We start from the raw sequence: 16,759 nt of genomic DNA, 5'->3' as shown, positions 1-16,759 counted from the left end.
TGGATGCAAAGTTACGCATTTTCAGGCAGAATCCAACATGATTATTTATCCCAAGTATTTCTTATGAGCCAACTTTACATTGTTTTGGTTCACAATGGCATACTGAAGTGTGGTGTCAATACGCACATGACCAAGCAGGCGTTGCACTTGTTCAATTGGCATACCTTTGTCTATTGCCATTGTAGCAAGAGTACGACGGAACTTATGTGGATGAACCTTTGGCATAGAAAGGGACTGCCCCAATTTTCTGATTCTTACTTCTACTCCGCTAATTGTTAAGCGAGCATAAGGTGAATTGAGGGAAACAAATAAGGCAGGATTATCATCCGTACGCTCATCAAGGTATTGTTGTAAATGTAGTTTAGTTCGGGCATTGAAATAAACGACACGTTCTTTGTTACCTTTACCGAACACCACACATTGCCGTTCATAGAAATCAATGTCTTCACGATTCAGCTTTACCAATTCTCCCACACGAATGCCTGTAGATGAAAGAATGTCTATAAGAGCAAGGTCTCGTTTGTTAGTACAACTATCCCGAAGTTGCTCAAGTTGCTCGTCCGAAAGTACCTCTTTCACAAGAGAATCCGTTTTTACCTTGTGGATGCGCCTAACGGGGCTTTTAGCAATATAATCTTCATCTTCCAACCAAGAAAAGAAACTGGAAAAGATACGTCTCATATTGTCAATGGTCACTTTGCTGGACAAATGTTCTTCTTGATAACTAGACAGATATGTACGAATGTCACTTGTAGTAATATGGCAAATTGTCACAGAAAGCGTAAGTAGTAATCGCTCAATAGTATTGCGATAGTATGCCAGAGTTTTATCCGAACACCCCTCTATCTTCTTTGCAGAAATAAATGAGTTTAGTAGATGCTCGTTCTCTTGTGCTTGCTGGATGATGCAATCCTCCTTTTCGATGATTTCCACATTATGCAGTTCTGATGCCAGTACCGCTTTAAGCCGTACCATCTGTCGGCAGTCCAAGTCACGCTGCATTTTCGCAACTATTGCCTGAATGATGTTTTCTTTCATAATTCTATAAATAATTGATGATATTATAATATAGAATATAAGCAAGAGAGGTCAGATTGCCCCCTCTTGCGCTTTCTTAATTAGCCATTGTTCCAATGCTCTTCGCATTCAGGGCAGAAATAGATACCTGTTTCTGCATAGAACTCGTGTCCGCAACATGCGCAAATGATTTTGACCAATCTCGTTCTGATAGACTTGTACTTCATGGTTGTAATACTTTTAATTTTATGGGAATATGCCCATCTGTGAATAAATAGTCTCTTAGCGAGACGAAAGTTGAAAATAGCTGCTAAATCAGAATTTAGAGGCGATGGCAAAGCAACTCTATGACTATTGGTTTGTGCAGTTTGATTTTCCGAATGAGGAAGGCAAACCATATAAGTCAAGCGGTGGAAAAATGGTATGGAATGAAAAACTCCATAGAGAGATACCCCATGACTGGGATGTCGTTAATTTATCAGAATACTTAAATATTTATACAGAAAAAGTATTTGCTAACAATCTTGGTGCAAGCTGCAAATACGCACCGATAGAAGTTCTTCCGAGACGAAGAATGAGTTTCAATGAATGTTCACCAATAGAAAATGCAGTAAGTGGTCTTTGTAGATTTAGAAAAAAACAGATTCTCCTATCAAATAGAAGAGTGTATTTCCATAAAGTTTGTATAGCCGCATTTGACGGTGTTACAAGAGATACTGTTATCATCCTAAACCCAAAAAACAAAGCACTATTGGAATATGCTTATCAAATAGTTAATGATGATGCTTTCATTGAATATGCAACAAGACATTCATATGGTTCAGAACAGCCTGTTTTAAGTTGGGAATCAGCTAAAATATATAAAACTTTTAAACCCAGAAATCAGTTGGATATTATTTATAGTAAGCGTATTTGTCCAATTATAGACTCTGTTACCAAAAATGAATTAGAAATAGCAAAATTGATTAAGCAGCGTGATGAGCTTTTGCCACTTCTGATGAACGGTCAGGTGTTGGTAAATTCTGATTTATCAGCCTTTCAGTTCTGTCTTCTTTCAAACAATTCTGTCAATTGCACAGTTTGTTGTTGCAGTCTGATGAGAGTTTGGGAATAGATTTCGAGTTTATCCAGTATTCGTTGAGCAGTGGCGACAGAATGATAAGTATTGAGGGCTTTCACGGCTTCGTTGTACAGCATGCCTATCTTATGAGTCATGGAGACGATTTCGGAGAGTTTCTCCAAGTAAGGCTTCTTTGCAGGGTCTTGGGTGATGACCTTAAAGGCTTCACCTAAAAGTCTTGCTCGGACAAAATCACTTTTCGTCTTTGCTCCCGACTTGCGGTAGAGTCTGATAAGCTTCTGCTGGTCTTCAGATTTAGGTATCCTGATGTGCCATCTGTCCCATCGTGGGCAGGTGGCACATCTGCCGTCTGGATTCTTTTGTTTCTGCTTTTTCATTGTTTTCTAATCACGACTTTGGAGTGATTTAATCCCCCATTTGGGGCAAGGGTCTTTGTGGTACAAACGGCAGTTTGTGGTACAAAGACACACCTTGCTGATGTAGAAAATGGGATTATAAGCCCATGCCGTGTTACTGCATTCACTGAATACAGTAACTCAGCGTAGGCTTGCATTCGAGGAATGCAGTACTTCAGAGTTTCCGCCATCTTTCCACATCATCTTTGTATTGGTCGAGATGTTCTCGAAGCACCTGCTCCACATATCCTGAAACGCTTGCTCCCTGCTCACCGATTTTCCTTACCACGAAGTCCAACTTTCGTTGAGTTTCCTCTGATACATACACGGCTTTGCGGTGGCTGTTGCGAAAGGGTTGGAGATATTTCCCCTGAAACTCGGATAATTGCTTCCTGTCCCTTGTTTTCCCCATTCGTTGATGATTCTCTTCGGTAGAAGTAGCCTTTTCCGTTGGTGACAACTCTGTTTCTTGATAGGACGGTTGAGAATAGTCCTTGTGACTCTCCTCGTCATTTTGTTCCTCAACTTTAACAGGCTCAAATCTTTTCTTTTCCTCTTCATAATCTACGGGCTGGTCAAAATCGGGCAATTCCTCGGGCTTGCGGAGTTTTACGCCATAATTTCCCATATCTCTGATGGCTTGCTCTAAAACGGCTTTTCTCTTTTCATCTATGGTCGGCATGGCTTCTTGTGTATTGGGTAATAATGTCTTTCGAGCATGGCTTGTATGTCGCTCTGCCTATAGAGTATCTTGCCGCCGATTTTACAGTAGGCAATCGTACCGTTGTCCCGATAGTCCTGAAGTGTACGGGTACTCAGCCGTAAGAGTTTACAAACTTCTTCGCCTGTAAGATAAACTTCTCCGCCCAACATCGGACGGGCTGTGACGCAATACCGCTCCAGTTTCTTTAAGATGCCCTCCATCAGTTGTGCAAACAACTGCATCTGAGGGTCTTCCTGCGTAATGATTTCATTCTCCGCCATAGTTCATTCATTCATTGTTTGCGTTCAGTAACTCCGTGATGTCGCTCTCCTTGTAATAGCACTTGTGTCCAATCATTGAGAAAGGGATTTTTCCCGTATCTCTGTATGATTGTAGGGTACGCTTGCTGATGTCCAAACGTTTGCACACGGCTTCGTTGTCAAGCCATTCGTCTGTTTCGGGCGGATTGCCGATGAGTTGTTCGATACTGTGGATAAAGTCTGCAAATTCGGAGTGGTGTCGCTCCCACGCTTTGCGGTCGATGATAATGAGTTTCATTGCCTTAATTTTGTTTTGATTACTTTATTGTTACTCGGCAAACAAACTCATATACAGTCTGTTGCCACTATTGTTGTGTGCAAAGGTAAGCGTAGAACTACATTGAACAAAGCAACGCAGAAAAGCAAGGATATAGAAGGAAGAGAAGAGAAGTTAGTCTGTTAGTCAGAAAAGCTCCTAAGCTTTCACCAAAAAGCTCCTAAGCTTTTTGTAAATTACTTATAAGCTTTTTATAGATTGCTTATAAGCTTTTCATAGAAAGCTCATAAACTTTTCATAGAAAGCTCATAAGATTTAAGCGCAAAGGCTGGTAACTTTCTCTATCAGATTTGGAGTCGTCGCTGAAAAACTCTTATGTTCTGTATAAGATGGTATGATTGCGGTAATGAGAAGAGGTGCCGGCTCGTTCCTTTTATTATTTTGTTGTTTTATCGATAATTTGATAGTTCGACAAACCGAGATGTCGAAGTGTCGATAGATAGTTTTATCGATAGATTATTTTGATGATATATAGTTTTGACAATAGATAGTCATGACAACAGATAGTTTTGACAACAGATAGTCAGGACAACAAATTGTACAAACAACAGATTGACAATACTATCGTTATTCCTATCTGTTGTTGGTTGTTACGCCTTGCGTCCAAAGAGCCTGAGTATGCCGTATTCTTGTCGTGCCTATGCTCTCTACGGCAGCCCTGCCCTGCAAGGTTGGGAGAGATGAATACGACCGCACGGATATTGGGAATTGCGATACAGCCATAAAAAAAGAAAAATCCTGCGGTGGAGATTCTTCTCTCCATCCGCAGGACTCGACCTTGTCAGGGCAGATAGGCTACCGTTGTACCTTTGCACGATAAGAAACGGCATCAGGGACTTTGCGTGTGCCTTTGCTTACAACGCCTTTGGACTTACCCCTCCGTCTGACCGATTATTGGCAAATGATTGCTCTTGGTAAGCAGCACTATCGTGCCTGTGAGTTCGGTGTAAAGACGGCCGTATTGCTCGTCAGAAGCAAATATGTCCGTCAAACCGAACTTGTCGAATGTGGCTTGAACAGCCTTGTTCGACAACAATATGGGTGCAAGCTTCTCAGGGAGTGGTGCAGGCAGTTCCCTCTCAAACTCGTTTTCCAAGACAGAAACAAGCGTGTCGTACTTGGAAAAGTGCAAACCTTGATACAATACCTCACTTGCTATGCTCTCCGCTTCGGGGTGCGTGAATCCCTGCACTACAGCATCGCAGTAGGTGGTAAGAGCCATATCAGCCCGAGCGGTGATAAACTCCGTGTCGTGCAATTTTTCGGGGTGATGCTCACTCATATAACTTCTTAATTTCAATCGAAAGTAAGAAAGTTCCTGTTTGTTGTTCTCTTTCATAATCGTTTGGTTTTCAATCGTGAATAATAAATGTTTGGTAATTACTTCCTTTTTATGCTTGTTGCAATGGAACGTTCTGCCGTGCTATTGACTCACAATAACCCTCAAATACAGTATGCTCCCTATGAGTGAGTGCAGTCATATCCTCCTGTATCTTGTGGTCGGTTATCTTTCCGTAGATTTGTGTCGTACCTATATTGCTGTGTCCGAGTATCTTGCTGAGCGTTTCCATCGAAATACCATTGGAAAGGCAAATCGTGGTTGAGAATGTGTGGCGAGCCATGTGAAAGGTCAAGCCCTTATCTATCCGGCATATCTGCCCGATGCTCACACACGCAAAGGATGCTTTCCTTATTGTGAGATTGGGGAATATCAAGTCGTCCGCTTTCTTATCCTTGATATAGAGCGAAAGGATTTGCTTGGCAATGGGCAGGAGTGGAATGATGGCTTCCACATTGGTTTTCTGCCTTTTGATGCGGATTTCCTCCGTGCTGTCAGCATTATAGATGATATGCTTCGGTTTGAGCCGTTGCATGTCCACACGAGCCAAACCGGTGAAGGCACAGAAAAGGAATAGTTGCCTTGCTCGCTCAAATTGCTTGTCAATGATGGGCGTTTGTAATACTCGTTGCAGCTCCTCCGTAGTGAGATAACGCCTTGTGCGGTGTGGAAGTTCTGCTTTGTAGTCTGCAAACGGATCGATGCGGATATACTTCTTCTGCTGACCTATGCCGATGAGTTTTCTAAGGAAGATGACCGCTACCTGAATAGTGGCAAGAGAAAGGTTGCGCTCTGATTTAAGGTAGAAGTCCAATCCCTCGATAAAGGCATAGTCCAATTGTGCGTATCGAATATCTTCCTGGCCTAAGCGTTCACGCAGATAACCCTCTATGAGTTGGGTAGCATAGATGTAGTTGGTGAAGGTCGGCTTGGCTACCGTTATTCCCACACAAGGACGCTTTTCCTCTATAAATAGTTGGGCTTCCTCCAAAAGAAAACCTTTGGGATTGTCCTCTTCCATGAGTTCACGTTTCAACAACTCGGCAGTGATATAGCCACGTTGCCAAACTAATTCTTGATACTTCGCTTTGGCTTGTTCCTCTTTGCTTTGTAAATAGCGGTTGATTTCTTTTGTTTCTTCGACTGTTCCCTTGCATCGTCCCTTATGGCTGTCCCAAAGTTCGGGAGCGATTTCCTTGCCCGTGCTGTATTGCACCTGCTCACCATCTATGGTGAAGCGTCCCATAATCGGGCATTTGCCGTTCTTCTTTTCTTTGGAACGGTTGATATAAAAGAGTGTCTTGAATGTGCTTCGTGCCATGATTTCAAAGTTTTAAGGTGAATGTATCTTGTATGCGTTGTTGTACTTTCTGCATATCCCGATGGATTCTCTCGGAGGAAACAACTGCATAGATTTGTGTTGTTCTCAAATTTGTGTGTCCGAGCATACGGCTCACCGTTTCTATAGGTACACCTGCCGAGAGTGTGATGAGCGATGCAAAGGTGTGGCGAGCCATGTGAAAGGTCAGCGGAGTTTTCATCCCGATGTTTCTCTGTATGTGGTGCATGCCATTGAGGATAATGTCGGTAGTCGGCACGTCAAAGACAAAGCCTGCACGCTTTCCCCTGTACCGCTCCATTATCGCCCAAGCAGGGGGAAGTACTTGTACACGATACGGAGTCTTTGTCTTCATGCGTCTGCCCTTGATGCAGAGTTCACCCTCTTCAAGGACGATGTTTTCCTCTCTGAGATTGCGCACGTCAGAGATAGCCAGTCCTGAAAAGCAGGAGAAGACGAACAAATCACGGACAATGCGGTAGTTCTCCGATTTAATCTCCAAGTCGATGATGTGCTCAAGTTCTTCCTGCGTAATGCTTCTCGGTTCGCCTTTTGGTCGCTCGTAACTGTAGCCCAAGAACGGATAGAAGTCCAGCACACCTTTCTTCACCGCCATGCGGACGATGGTCTGCAAAGTAGACACGGTACTCGATATGCTGCTGCGTTTCAGTTTGCGATCAATAGTGAGATAATACTCGAAGCCTTCGATAAAGGCTTTGTCCAGCTGTGAAAGGGGAACGTCGCTTACCTTGTGCTTCTTCTGCACATACTCACGAAGCAGGGAGAGCTGGTAGGTACGGAGTTTGAACGTCTTTAAAGCTCTATCAATGCCTATGCGCTCCTTTGTCTGTGTGAGATACTCCCCGAAACTCTCCAAGAGCAAGGCTTGACAGTGGATTTGCCCCTGATAGGCATCCCTCACGTCTGTGGCTGTGAAAGTTTCTTTCCTTTCACTGAGTTCGTGAAAGCGTGCGTGGATAAGTGCGGTGCATTCGCCGAGTTTCTGATTGACGGACACAGCCATGCTGCTCTTACCGATGAGCCGTTGCTTACGGCTGTCCCAAAGAGCGAGCGGGGTCTTATACTTGGTGGAGAAGCCCGAATGGGTTCTGCCAACGGAGATTCGCCCAATGACAGGCACAAGTCCTTTCTTGTCGGTTCGTTTCGCCTGAACGAAGAACGATACTTTCAGTTTGTTTTCCTTCATTTTTCTGTCGTTTTTTCTAAATTTCCTTTGCTTGCAAAGGTACAGATGAACAAGTATTCCTGAGCGATGCAGAAAAATGAAAGATAATGAATAAAAACCTATGAAACAGTTGTTTAGCTTCAATTCATAACCCCTTTTTGCTTTTTCCCTGATGGGTTACGATTTGGTAACAGAACTCCTGCCGTTTGATGCTCGTTCTTGCTTAGCCTCAAAATAGTAAGAAAATGCTAAATGATGATATTCCAAATAGTTACATTCCTTGCGTTTCCCCCTATTTCCCTTAATCCTTAATGACTGATTATGCCCGCAAGATGAGCCTTGATTTACGCATGATAGATGAAAATGGGTACTCAGATCATATCGACAACAAGGCAAGCCATTGCGCGAAGCTGCTCAATGACTATTACCAAAAGTACGATACACAGAAAGGTACACAGTTTGTTTTCTCTGACTTGGGTACTTACAAGCCTGGCGAATGGAATGTCTATTCGGAAATCAAGAGAAAGCTGGTGGAGGACTATCATATCCCCGCATACGAGATACGCTTCATTCAGGAATGTAAGAACGAGAAGGCAAAGAAAGCGATGGTGGATGCCATGAACCGTGGAGACATCCGCATCATCTTCGGTTCTACGTCCATGTTGGGTACCGGTGTGAATGCACAGCAGCGTGCCGTAGCTATCCATCATTTGGACACACCTTGGCGACCATCGGACTTGGAGCAGCGCAACGGGCGGGCAATCCGTAAAGGCAATATGGTTGCCAAAGAATTTGCGGAGAACAAGGTCGATGTGATTATCTATGCCGTGGAGCGGTCGTTGGACAGTTATAAGTTCAACCTACTACATAACAAGCAATTGTTTATCAATCAGTTGAAGACCAATACTCTCGGTAGTCGTACCATTGACGAGGGTTCGATGGACGAGGATAGCGGTATGAACTTTTCAGAGTATGTTGCCGTGCTATCTGGTAATACAGACTTGTTAGAGAAAGCCAAACTCGACAAGAAGATTGCCACGCTGGAATCCGAGCGTAAGAACTTCCTCCGTGAGCGTGATGCCGCAACGGGAAAGTTGGCGGAGATTGACAGTTCCGTATCTTTTCATTCGGACAAGATTAAGGAAGCCAAGGCGGACTTGGCATGCTTTGAGAAGCGTGTCGAGCGTGATAAGGACGGCAATCCTATCAATAAACTTGTCATAAAAGGTGTGGAGGGCAGTACGGACACCAAGGTCATTGCCGCACGCCTGCAGGAGATTAACGACAAGGCACGCACCAAAGGTGAGTATAATAAAATCGGTGAGATTTATGGCTTCTCCATCATGGTGAAGACGGAAAGTACCTCAAAGGATTTGTTTGACTGCTCCGTAAATCGTTTCTTTGTTAAAGGGAAGGAGAGTATTTTCTATACCTATAATAATGGTAAGTTGGCTACGGATCCGAAACTTGCGTGTGAGAATTTCTTGGGTGCTTTGGGGCGCATCCCCAAGGTGATAGAATCGCACGAAAAGGAGAAAGAGAAGGTTGCTGCCAATAAGGAAATTTACACTGCTATTGCTAATGAAACGTGGAAGAAAGAAGAAGAGCTTCGCTCGCTCAAAGGGCAGTCGGCAGAGCTGGACAGAAAGATTGCCTTGACGATTACGGATAACAAAGAGGATAAGGAGGAGGAAAGGGACATATCCAATAATGAAAATTCCACGACAATGAAGAGTAGTACCACTCAGACACAAGAAAAGGAAGAAGACAATCACTATCAAAGCATCCGCCCTAAATGGAGACTTTAAGTGTAAGTATAAGCAATTAGACTTGACAATCTTTATTGCCAAGTCTAATTGCTTTATCTAATATCCACCTTTATTATGGAGCAATCATCTTTTCTATGTTGCAAGGGTGGCAATTCCTTGTTTTGCAGATAAGCATTTATATGATGGCATTTATAAAAGCCATCGCTGCAAAGAAGAAAGCCGTCGCCAATTTTCACGGGTATATTTTGCACTTCTATCGGATTCCTAAATCCTTTGCCGTTAATACAGACTGTGAGATAATACTCATTCTCTATGCACACGACATCATCCGTCGTAAGTTGCGTAATTGTTCCATCAATGCTTTTATGATATAATCGGACATCACCCAATGAGGTGTAATATAGTTGCATATTAGTGATGTACATAAGAGTAAGTGCAGCTCCCATCTTGGATTTCTTTTGGTAACATAATTCACCCAGAACATTATCGGCATACTCAATGCTCCGTCTAATCAAGTCAAGCGGATTGGACACTTCATTGTTCACAAAATAATAGCGTACAGCCTCACAAACTGTTTTGGCAGCTTGTTCGGGAAAGGACAATCCTCCCATGCCATCGGCAAGTAGCACTAATGTTCCACCAACTAGTTCTTCATGTAGGACAAAGTCGCCATTCTTTTCGCCAGCAACGATACTTTGAAACTCAATCTGTATATTCATCGAAGATTCTTATTAAACACCTCTATCATTTTTTTGAAAGCTTGAAGAATTTGCTCATATTGAAAAGCAGCGTTACTGTCAAGCACTTGTTGAAGGAGTCGGCTATCCTCCTCTTTTTCGATTTCCTCCTGTAAGCATTGCCCATAATAGGCTAAATGCTCTATGGGTAAAAAGTTGACAATATCATTGGCAAGCCAATATGCACCAACAACAAACTCGTCAAAGTCCTCCCAATCATATACTTCTTGATAAACATTTCGGTTTAAGTTGGCAAAAAAATAGTTATCTATGATAAAGCCCATGTCATCCGCATCTTTGCTTGTTTGGATATTGCGATCCAGCCAAGCATTGAGTTTGAGGATGAAGAGTCCATGTAGCGATGCTATCTTGATGTCGAATTTATTATCAATGCTTACGGTTATGGCATCTTTCAGCACTTCCTCAAAGCCTTTAACCGACATGGCAATGTCTTCTTCCGGTGGCCAGTAAATGTAGCCATCTTCCTTTGTAATATCACCGTATGGTACGACGTCCATTTCGTAAGCCCCATAATAAAACCGCTGATACATTTTCTCTTCTTTTGTAAATCCATGCGATAAAAGTGTCTGCGTAATATCGTCAAAGGCTTTCCAGTTAGGAATGGCAATAGCGAGATCCAAGTCTCTTGTCTTTCGACCAGAACTTATTCCTACTAACTGTCGAATCAATATATCCCGGGCTGTTGCACCTATGACAAAGAAGTCTTGTCCAACTTCTTTGAAACATTCATTGACTACGCTTAGCAATTCTATCAAAAGAGGATTGCCTATTTTATCACTTGAAATCTGGAAGTTCATCGTTCAATAATTTGTTTGCAGCTTCTATGGAACGGCTGTTTCCATCGCCTAACAGGTCCGCATAAATAAGGATTGCAGGCATCTTGCCGGCTTTCCAGAATTTTTGATACATTACTATTTCTCCCTCAATGGTATGCACGGCACCAGTTTTCATCAGGTTGCCGAAAGCTAAATCTGTGTAAATCTCAAATTTCTGTGGTGTTAAATACCCATCAATTTGATAAGCTGCACATTCTCCGCCCCAGTACATCCCTTCAGGCAAGGTTATCTTATCCCATTGCTCTTTGCTCTTTGCGTCTCTGAACCCCAAACGCTTAATCAGCAATTTAGGCTTAAGTACTTGATGGTAATTCTCCACCCACAAGTCAAGCAATCGACGCTTATCCCTTAAAGTGCGTTTTTTCTTGGTTGTGAGAACAAATTTACGATCCTCTAATTCATCAAGTACATTTTTTACGGTACCCAAAGAAACCGCACATTGTTCCTTAATTTCTCGGAAAGTCTTATTTATGTTATTATCATCTTGTAGCAAAAAGAAAATGACCTTTAGTCCTGCCTCTTGAAATATAGGATAACTCTTGTTAAGCGTTGTAGGTGCTTTTTCGCCTGTATGAGAGAGTTGAAATATGATGCCCTTGCCTTTTGTATGCCGAATTTGATAGTTTCCTGCGGTATCGGCAAAGTTGATGCCAGCCGTTCTCAAAGTTTCATAGACCATGGGTTGCACATATCGTGCTACTACCAAAAAAGGGATTGCCTGCAAATCAGGACAGTTTTTTATGGTATCTTTGATACGAGTTACATTAACACCGTTCACCTCGTTTTCAATTAAGCAAAGAAAATTTATCCCCAAGATTTTTATTTGTCCCTTAATCATAGGGTTTTCTTGTGGAATAAAATCGTATGTAATGCTTTCGTTACTTTCTGACCATTGTAACTTCATAGCATTTACTGCTTGTTCAATAATAAGTAATTCACTCATATTTGTTCATTATTCGAAATCTGTTCAATTCTATTGAACAATGCAAAGATAATGAACAAATACGATAGTTCCAAATTTTCTGTTCAATAAATCATGATCGTTCAATAATAATGAACAATAAAAAACATTGAACAGCAAATACCGAGTGAAAACATACGATAAGGTCTTACCAATCACCCCGTTTGCGCAACATCTCGTCTATCTCTTCACGCAGGAAAAGAAGCCGTCCATTGGCTTTAAGATAGGGTATTTTTCCTGCCCATACCCAATTATAGATGGTTTTCTGCTCTACTTTGAGTATCTTGGATACATCAATAATGTCCAAGTATTCGGGTTTCAATGGAGGGTGTACGGTCGTATCGACAAATTGCTCTTGCAAAACCAGCAGGCGGTCAAGTTTGTTCTCAACGGTCATCAGCTTTTCAAACAAGCGTTTCTGCCACGTATCCTCGGTTCTTGGGTCTATGTATGGCATAATTCTCCTTTTTGATAGTTACCACTTGTGTCTTGCGACAAGATACGCTGCTCCTTCATATAGGCAATGTACTTCTTTGCCGTTCGGTCCTTAATTTCCATTTCTCGCATCAACACGTCGCATAACTCTTGATATGATAACTTTAGTTTGGCACGGAATGCAGACTTTACAACAGCCAACAGCTCATCGGTCTTACGTCTCTCTTTATCCTCCTTCGACTTTTCCCCACGATAAATGTGCATATCGGCTTTCTTATCCCAGCCAAAGAGCATCATCGGCACATCTAGCGGACTGCCGTCACGCACTTTCAGAGCCTTGACGACTGAGTATTCAGGATTGTCATCCTTCTCAATGGAGAGAATGCCGGCTGCCTTACGTTGCAGCTCCGAGCCTATATGCCCTCTGAGTTTAATGCCGTTAGGTACAAAATGTAGGACACAAATAATGCAAGTATTATAAATCCCTGCCAATCGATAGAGTTCGTCCACGATGGCTATACTCTCCGTCTCGTCGTTGGCGGAGCGTATCAGGTCTGCTATACCGTCAATGACCACAAGATGAATTCCACTGTGTTTGTGATGAAACAAGTCCATACTCTCACGAATGATTTTCAGTCTGTCCTTGCGAGATAGTGATGCCAAATAGAGAGAATGATAAAACTCAGGCACGGACTTGATACCAGCCCTGCGAAGCGTCTTCTCCAAGTTCTTATAGAGTTGTGCCTCGGACTGTTCCGTATCATAGTGAAGAACGGCCAAACCTTTGGGGTTGGCGGTTACCTCCAATCCCAAGGTTTGCTCTGCCTGTAATCTTTCTGAACCAAGTGTGCCGGCAAGGATAGCAGCAATATAGTTACTCTTTCCTGTTCCTTCTCCACCTGTGATACAAAACAGATTGTCCTGCGTTCCAAGCGGAACACCATTTACTGCCACCACCGACTTTGAAGCGTCTGGCGGATTATCGTAGTCTATCTCACAAGATTGCAATATCATCATCGTCTGTGCATACATATTGGTGAACATATCATTAAGAAGCACTTTCAAGTCCTTTGCTTCATTGCCCAAGGCAAAGAAGTCCGATATATCCTTCTCCGACTTACCCCCCTGCAATGGCAAGGTCAGACTCAAGACCTTATATTGGGCAAGCTCATCCGTTTGCCGTTTGGCTTCCCTTATGCCAGTCTCATCGGAGTCGTACAATATAATAATGTGTCTAAAGCGGAGCTGTAACCCCTCGATGATATTCTCAGGAATCTGTGCCGTCTCACTGTTGAAACAGATGGCATTGAAACCATGAGCCGAAAGTGAAAGCACGTCTTTCTCCCCACCTGTGATGAAAACAACATCCCCTTTGCTGGGCAGCTGCTGGAAGCCAAAGACATAGTCGTTCACTTTCTCACCCCCATAAAGAAAGCGCAGCTTACTCTTAGGGCGATAGATTTTTACAAACTTCCCCATACTGTATGCAAACATCGGATCTTCATGTGTTGAACCAAGTGTAAACGGCTTACCCTGATTGGAGACAGACTCATAGCGAGCAAGCGACTTTACATGAAAACGTTGCAGAGTCTTAGTATCAATACCATATTGCTCCCAATAGTCTAGTTCTTTGACATTGAAAGATTGCTCAATTAGCTTGTACCACTTTTTACCTTCCATCTTCTTGAGCTGGTTAGGTGGTTGTACTAAGGTTGGTTTGCAAGGCTTCATCATCATTGTGTGGGGATTACTATGTTCTTTCCTTTCAATGCAAATATTCAGCTGCAAGTCCCGATTTATGGTTTCAAGCACCTTAACAAAGTCTTTTCTCACGTCCAGTCCGAGCATTGTGGCTGCAAACCAAAAGCAGTCGCCGGAGTAGGCATCGTTGCCAAAGTCCTTCATTCGGTAGCAGCCGGACTTGTTGTCGAGATAGATATTGCACGATGCACGCCTGTCGTCATACAAAGGATTTCGGAAATTGCGCTTTGGCACAAAGTCGATGGGCATATAGAAGCAGAACACATCCAGTCCTTTGTTGGTTCGGCTTAGTATTTCTTCTTTGATGTTCATAGCTCCTCAAATAAAGTTTGACCATCACCCATATATCCTTTAAGGACACCATCCTTGTAGGCGTTGAGCCGTTGTAGGGCTTCCACTCGTCTGAAACCCTTGAATGAAGCACGCCCGCTCTTGACGGCGACGTAAAGTCCCTTGAACGGATAGGCAACGTGGTTGCATGACACATATCTGAACGGGATTGCGTTGGTATCCCTCCATCGGGCAAGGGATGCCCGCGAAATGCCCAAGAGTCTGATGACGTCGGAGGAACTGAGTTCCATCTTATCCTCCAAAACGGAATAGTCGCGTCTCATTTCCACGATGAAGCCGGCTATCCGCTCCATGTCGTTCCTTAGTGAGCGTAACTCTGCAATTACCGTCTTTTGTAAATTGTCTTCTTCTGTCATATGCCACTTCTCTTTTCAGTTTAGGATTGAATTGTTGCTCTCCGTGGATTATCATCCGTCTGGAAATTCAGAGTCCTTCCCCAATTGGTGCAATAACTGCATAAGATGCTGCTTAAATCTTCTACTGTCCAGCTTGCACAGCCGATTGAGAATAACGGTGAGATCTTCCTGCTCCATTGTGGAGAAGCGAAGGCTTTTATGGGGCGTGGTTGCAATCATGGAATCGATCATTCCCTTTGGGAGATGTATCAGCAGCACATCCATATCGAAGGCTGCGGCACATCTTGCATAAGTGTTGATACGAAGGTCGGTCTGCATCTTGCAGTGTTTCATAAAGTTGGAATATTCCATGTCGGCATAGTCTGCCCTTAGCTTGCAGTTTTTGCAGGCGGAGAGCATGATTTCAAGCGTCGGAAGTACAACGTAGTATTTTACGTTCCTTCCGGAGTTTTGTTTCTTTGTCTTCATATGTATCCGTCTTTTTGTTAGAAATAATGCTGCAAAGTTCCTGACAAATAGGGCTTTAGAAAGAATATTAAATTGCCATTGTTGGCATTGTATTGCCATTTTGCATTTTTTACATTATGCGTTATTTGTTGCCGTGTTGCCCAATGCGTAGGCGAAAATCTTGAGCCTGCCATATCAATCACACCTTTGGGACTGTCAGTGCATGGTGCAAGGTCTATCTATATATATAGACTTGCACCATGCACTGAAAATTGTAGCCAAAAGATTTCTAAAACATTTTCCCACAATAATTTGGAGGATGTTCTACTTTTTTGTACTTTTGAACCCAAGAAATGCAAGTGCGCATTTCGGGTAGCAGTATCTGCGTGTACTCTCAAAATACTCTGTTGTGGCTACAATATGGCTACAATTAAAAAGGAAAAAAAAATAAAAGACTATGATACAAGGAGTTGCAGCGGAATGGTCATTTTCCTCTCTCTCCGCTAATAGGCTTTAAAAGGTCTTCACAAGGGTCTTCATTTTAGCCTTCAAAAATTAGATAATCGTTGTAAAATCAAGGTTTTACAACGATTTTTCTTTGTATATACCTCCATTGCCTGACGGCATAACCCTATGTTTTGACAATCATCATTCGGTCAAATTCTGCTACATAAACTGCTACACAAAAATTGTAGCAGCAAAAAATGTAGCAGTGATGGGATTTTGAATACCAAATTGAAGGCATCAATTCTTTCTGTTTCAGTATGTTATATATTAACTTTGCAGCCGAGTGCTACACAAAAGAATGATGCATTATGAGAACAAATTTCAAGGTATCCTTCTACCTACGCTCAAACTATGAGAACAAAGAAGGAAAGTCGCCTGTAATGCTCCGTGTATTCCTTAACGGAGAGATGGCAAATTTCGGATCTACGAAAATCTTCGTGGACAAGACAGTATGGAACAATGCCACAAGTCGGCTCAAAGGTCGGACGGCTGAAGCTTTATCCGCCAATGCCGCATTGGACTCTATTTCTGCTACACTGAATAACATCTATCACAAATTTGAGGACGACGAGTCCCTGTCATTGGAAAGAATCCGTTCTTTCTTTGTAGGAAAAGACAGGGAATACACGACTTTTCTCCCAGTATTCGACAAGTTCAACGAAGATGTCAGACAGCGTGTCGGACACACCATCAGCAAAGATAGTTTGCAAAAGTACAGTGTTTTAAGAAGACATTTCTCAGAGTTCCTTATCCATAAATATGGAAGAAGGGATATTGGACTGACAGAATTCACACCATCCGTGGTACAAGACTTTGAGTTATATCTGAGTACCATGGCTGGTTGCGCTTACAACACATCAGTCAAGAAAATGAAGGCACTCAAGACTGTAACCATCTATGCGCAAAAACGTGGTTATCTTC

General features: G+C 42.7%; 17 protein-coding genes and 2 pseudogenes. 4 read left to right on the top strand and 15 right to left on the bottom strand.

The features are described from left to right. Positions 1-45 precede the first annotated feature (45 nt). A complete protein-coding gene (gene xerA, locus X919_RS0112845; protein ID WP_028900457.1) occupies positions 46-1,038 on the bottom strand; it encodes a site-specific tyrosine recombinase/integron integrase in 993 nt (330 codons plus the stop codon). Positions 1,039-1,327: 289 nt separating this feature from the next. On the opposite strand from xerA, the pseudogene X919_RS17445 reads away from it, so the two are divergent. After that, positions 1,328-1,484 (top strand): annotated as a pseudogene (locus tag X919_RS17445) (restriction endonuclease subunit S); the annotation flags it as partial. A 482-nt stretch (positions 1,485-1,966) separates the two neighbouring features. Further along, positions 1,967-2,050, top strand: a pseudogene (locus X919_RS17440) (restriction endonuclease subunit S); the annotation flags it as partial. Between the two features lie 5 nt (positions 2,051-2,055). Here X919_RS17440 and X919_RS16265 read toward each other — a convergent pair. The 7 genes from X919_RS16265 to X919_RS0112805 form a co-directional block, all read right to left on the bottom strand. Beyond that, positions 2,056-2,475 carry a plasmid mobilization protein gene (locus X919_RS16265; RefSeq protein ID WP_081759475.1) on the bottom strand — a complete coding sequence of 140 codons (420 nt, stop codon included), beginning with the start codon at positions 2,473-2,475 and terminating at the stop codon, positions 2,056-2,058. Positions 2,476-2,668: 193 nt separating this feature from the next. After that, complete coding sequence (locus X919_RS0112830) at positions 2,669-3,175, bottom strand: DUF3408 domain-containing protein (RefSeq protein ID WP_028900454.1); 507 nt, start codon at positions 3,173-3,175, stop codon at positions 2,669-2,671. Further along, on the bottom strand, positions 3,163-3,477 hold the full coding sequence (locus X919_RS0112825) for a helix-turn-helix domain-containing protein (protein WP_025001713.1): 315 nt from the start codon (positions 3,475-3,477) through the stop codon (positions 3,163-3,165). Before X919_RS0112825 ends, X919_RS0112830 begins: the two co-directional genes overlap by 13 nt. Positions 3,478-3,484: 7 nt before the next feature. Then, positions 3,485-3,754, bottom strand: a complete 270-nt coding sequence (locus tag X919_RS0112820) for a helix-turn-helix domain-containing protein (RefSeq protein WP_028900453.1) — start codon at positions 3,752-3,754, stop codon at positions 3,485-3,487. 910 nt (positions 3,755-4,664) lie between these two features. Next, complete coding sequence (locus X919_RS0112815; RefSeq protein WP_028900452.1) at positions 4,665-5,132, bottom strand: DUF1896 domain-containing protein; 468 nt, start codon at positions 5,130-5,132, stop codon at positions 4,665-4,667. Positions 5,133-5,184: 52 nt separating this feature from the next. Continuing rightward, on the bottom strand, positions 5,185-6,453 hold the full coding sequence (locus tag X919_RS0112810) for a site-specific integrase (RefSeq protein ID WP_028900451.1): 1,269 nt from the start codon (positions 6,451-6,453) through the stop codon (positions 5,185-5,187). 4 nt (positions 6,454-6,457) lie between these two features. Continuing rightward, complete coding sequence (locus X919_RS0112805) at positions 6,458-7,678, bottom strand: site-specific integrase (protein WP_028900450.1); 1,221 nt, start codon at positions 7,676-7,678, stop codon at positions 6,458-6,460. A gap of 290 nt (positions 7,679-7,968) precedes the next feature. On the opposite strand from X919_RS0112805, the gene X919_RS0112800 reads away from it, so the two are divergent. Next, positions 7,969-9,465, top strand: coding sequence for a helicase C-terminal domain-containing protein (locus X919_RS0112800; protein ID WP_028900449.1), 1,497 nt, complete (start codon positions 7,969-7,971; stop codon positions 9,463-9,465). A 53-nt stretch (positions 9,466-9,518) separates the two neighbouring features. Here X919_RS0112800 and X919_RS0112795 read toward each other — a convergent pair whose 3' ends face one another. The 7 genes from X919_RS0112795 to X919_RS0112765 form a co-directional block, all read right to left on the bottom strand. Further along, the gene (locus X919_RS0112795) at positions 9,519-10,145 is read right to left on the bottom strand and encodes a PP2C family protein-serine/threonine phosphatase (RefSeq protein WP_028900448.1); all 627 of its coding nucleotides are present in this window, start codon (positions 10,143-10,145) and stop codon (positions 9,519-9,521) included. Further along, complete coding sequence (locus X919_RS0112790) at positions 10,142-10,981, bottom strand: nucleotidyl transferase AbiEii/AbiGii toxin family protein (RefSeq protein WP_004352877.1); 840 nt, start codon at positions 10,979-10,981, stop codon at positions 10,142-10,144. The genes X919_RS0112795 and X919_RS0112790 overlap by 4 nt, the downstream gene beginning before the upstream one ends. After that, complete coding sequence (locus tag X919_RS0112785) at positions 10,959-11,963, bottom strand: type IV toxin-antitoxin system AbiEi family antitoxin (protein ID WP_028900447.1); 1,005 nt, start codon at positions 11,961-11,963, stop codon at positions 10,959-10,961. The genes X919_RS0112790 and X919_RS0112785 overlap by 23 nt, the downstream gene beginning before the upstream one ends. A 166-nt stretch (positions 11,964-12,129) precedes the next feature. Continuing rightward, positions 12,130-12,438, bottom strand: coding sequence for a helix-turn-helix domain-containing protein (locus tag X919_RS0112780; RefSeq protein WP_028900446.1), 309 nt, complete (start codon positions 12,436-12,438; stop codon positions 12,130-12,132). Continuing rightward, complete coding sequence (locus tag X919_RS0112775; RefSeq protein WP_028900445.1) at positions 12,426-14,489, bottom strand: bifunctional DNA primase/helicase; 2,064 nt, start codon at positions 14,487-14,489, stop codon at positions 12,426-12,428. The genes X919_RS0112780 and X919_RS0112775 overlap by 13 nt, the downstream gene beginning before the upstream one ends. Continuing rightward, the gene (locus tag X919_RS0112770; protein WP_004352894.1) at positions 14,486-14,884 is read right to left on the bottom strand and encodes a hypothetical protein; all 399 of its coding nucleotides are present in this window, start codon (positions 14,882-14,884) and stop codon (positions 14,486-14,488) included. The genes X919_RS0112775 and X919_RS0112770 overlap by 4 nt, the downstream gene beginning before the upstream one ends. Before the next feature lie 51 nt (positions 14,885-14,935). Next, positions 14,936-15,352 carry a hypothetical protein gene (locus X919_RS0112765; protein WP_028900444.1) on the bottom strand — a complete coding sequence of 139 codons (417 nt, stop codon included), beginning with the start codon at positions 15,350-15,352 and terminating at the stop codon, positions 14,936-14,938. A gap of 794 nt (positions 15,353-16,146) precedes the next feature. Here X919_RS0112765 and X919_RS0112755 point away from each other — a divergent pair. After that, positions 16,147-16,759 (top strand): phage integrase SAM-like domain-containing protein (locus tag X919_RS0112755; RefSeq protein ID WP_028900443.1); only part of this gene is annotated, 613 nt, incomplete at its 3' end.

The organism is Prevotella sp. HJM029, assembly GCF_000599605.1.
Classification (GTDB): domain Bacteria; phylum Bacteroidota; class Bacteroidia; order Bacteroidales; family Bacteroidaceae; genus Prevotella.
This window is presented reverse-complemented; position numbering and strand designations above follow the sequence as displayed.

What these genes read in the sequence shown, in the direction of transcription:
- X919_RS0112770 (WP_004352894.1), bottom strand. Translation starts at nt 14,884, where the DNA reads ATGACAGAAGAAGACAATTTACAAAAGACGGTAATTGCAGAGTTACGC.
- X919_RS0112780 (WP_028900446.1), bottom strand. Translation starts at nt 12,438, where the DNA reads ATGCCATACATAGACCCAAGAACCGAGGATACGTGGCAGAAACGCTTG.
- X919_RS16265 (WP_081759475.1), bottom strand. Translation starts at nt 2,475, where the DNA reads ATGAAAAAGCAGAAACAAAAGAATCCAGACGGCAGATGTGCCACCTGC.
- X919_RS0112800 (WP_028900449.1), top strand. Translation starts at nt 7,969, where the DNA reads ATGACTGATTATGCCCGCAAGATGAGCCTTGATTTACGCATGATAGAT.
- X919_RS0112825 (WP_025001713.1), bottom strand. Translation starts at nt 3,477, where the DNA reads ATGGCGGAGAATGAAATCATTACGCAGGAAGACCCTCAGATGCAGTTG.
- X919_RS0112795 (WP_028900448.1), bottom strand. Translation starts at nt 10,145, where the DNA reads ATGAATATACAGATTGAGTTTCAAAGTATCGTTGCTGGCGAAAAGAAT.
- X919_RS0112790 (WP_004352877.1), bottom strand. Translation starts at nt 10,981, where the DNA reads ATGAACTTCCAGATTTCAAGTGATAAAATAGGCAATCCTCTTTTGATA.
- X919_RS0112805 (WP_028900450.1), bottom strand. Translation starts at nt 7,678, where the DNA reads ATGAAGGAAAACAAACTGAAAGTATCGTTCTTCGTTCAGGCGAAACGA.
- X919_RS0112830 (WP_028900454.1), bottom strand. Translation starts at nt 3,175, where the DNA reads ATGCCGACCATAGATGAAAAGAGAAAAGCCGTTTTAGAGCAAGCCATC.
- X919_RS0112765 (WP_028900444.1), bottom strand. Translation starts at nt 15,352, where the DNA reads ATGAAGACAAAGAAACAAAACTCCGGAAGGAACGTAAAATACTACGTT.
- X919_RS0112775 (WP_028900445.1), bottom strand. Translation starts at nt 14,489, where the DNA reads ATGAACATCAAAGAAGAAATACTAAGCCGAACCAACAAAGGACTGGAT.
- xerA (WP_028900457.1), bottom strand. Translation starts at nt 1,038, where the DNA reads ATGAAAGAAAACATCATTCAGGCAATAGTTGCGAAAATGCAGCGTGAC.
- X919_RS0112785 (WP_028900447.1), bottom strand. Translation starts at nt 11,963, where the DNA reads ATGAGTGAATTACTTATTATTGAACAAGCAGTAAATGCTATGAAGTTA.
- X919_RS0112820 (WP_028900453.1), bottom strand. Translation starts at nt 3,754, where the DNA reads ATGAAACTCATTATCATCGACCGCAAAGCGTGGGAGCGACACCACTCC.
- X919_RS0112810 (WP_028900451.1), bottom strand. Translation starts at nt 6,453, where the DNA reads ATGGCACGAAGCACATTCAAGACACTCTTTTATATCAACCGTTCCAAA.
- X919_RS0112815 (WP_028900452.1), bottom strand. Translation starts at nt 5,132, where the DNA reads ATGAAAGAGAACAACAAACAGGAACTTTCTTACTTTCGATTGAAATTA.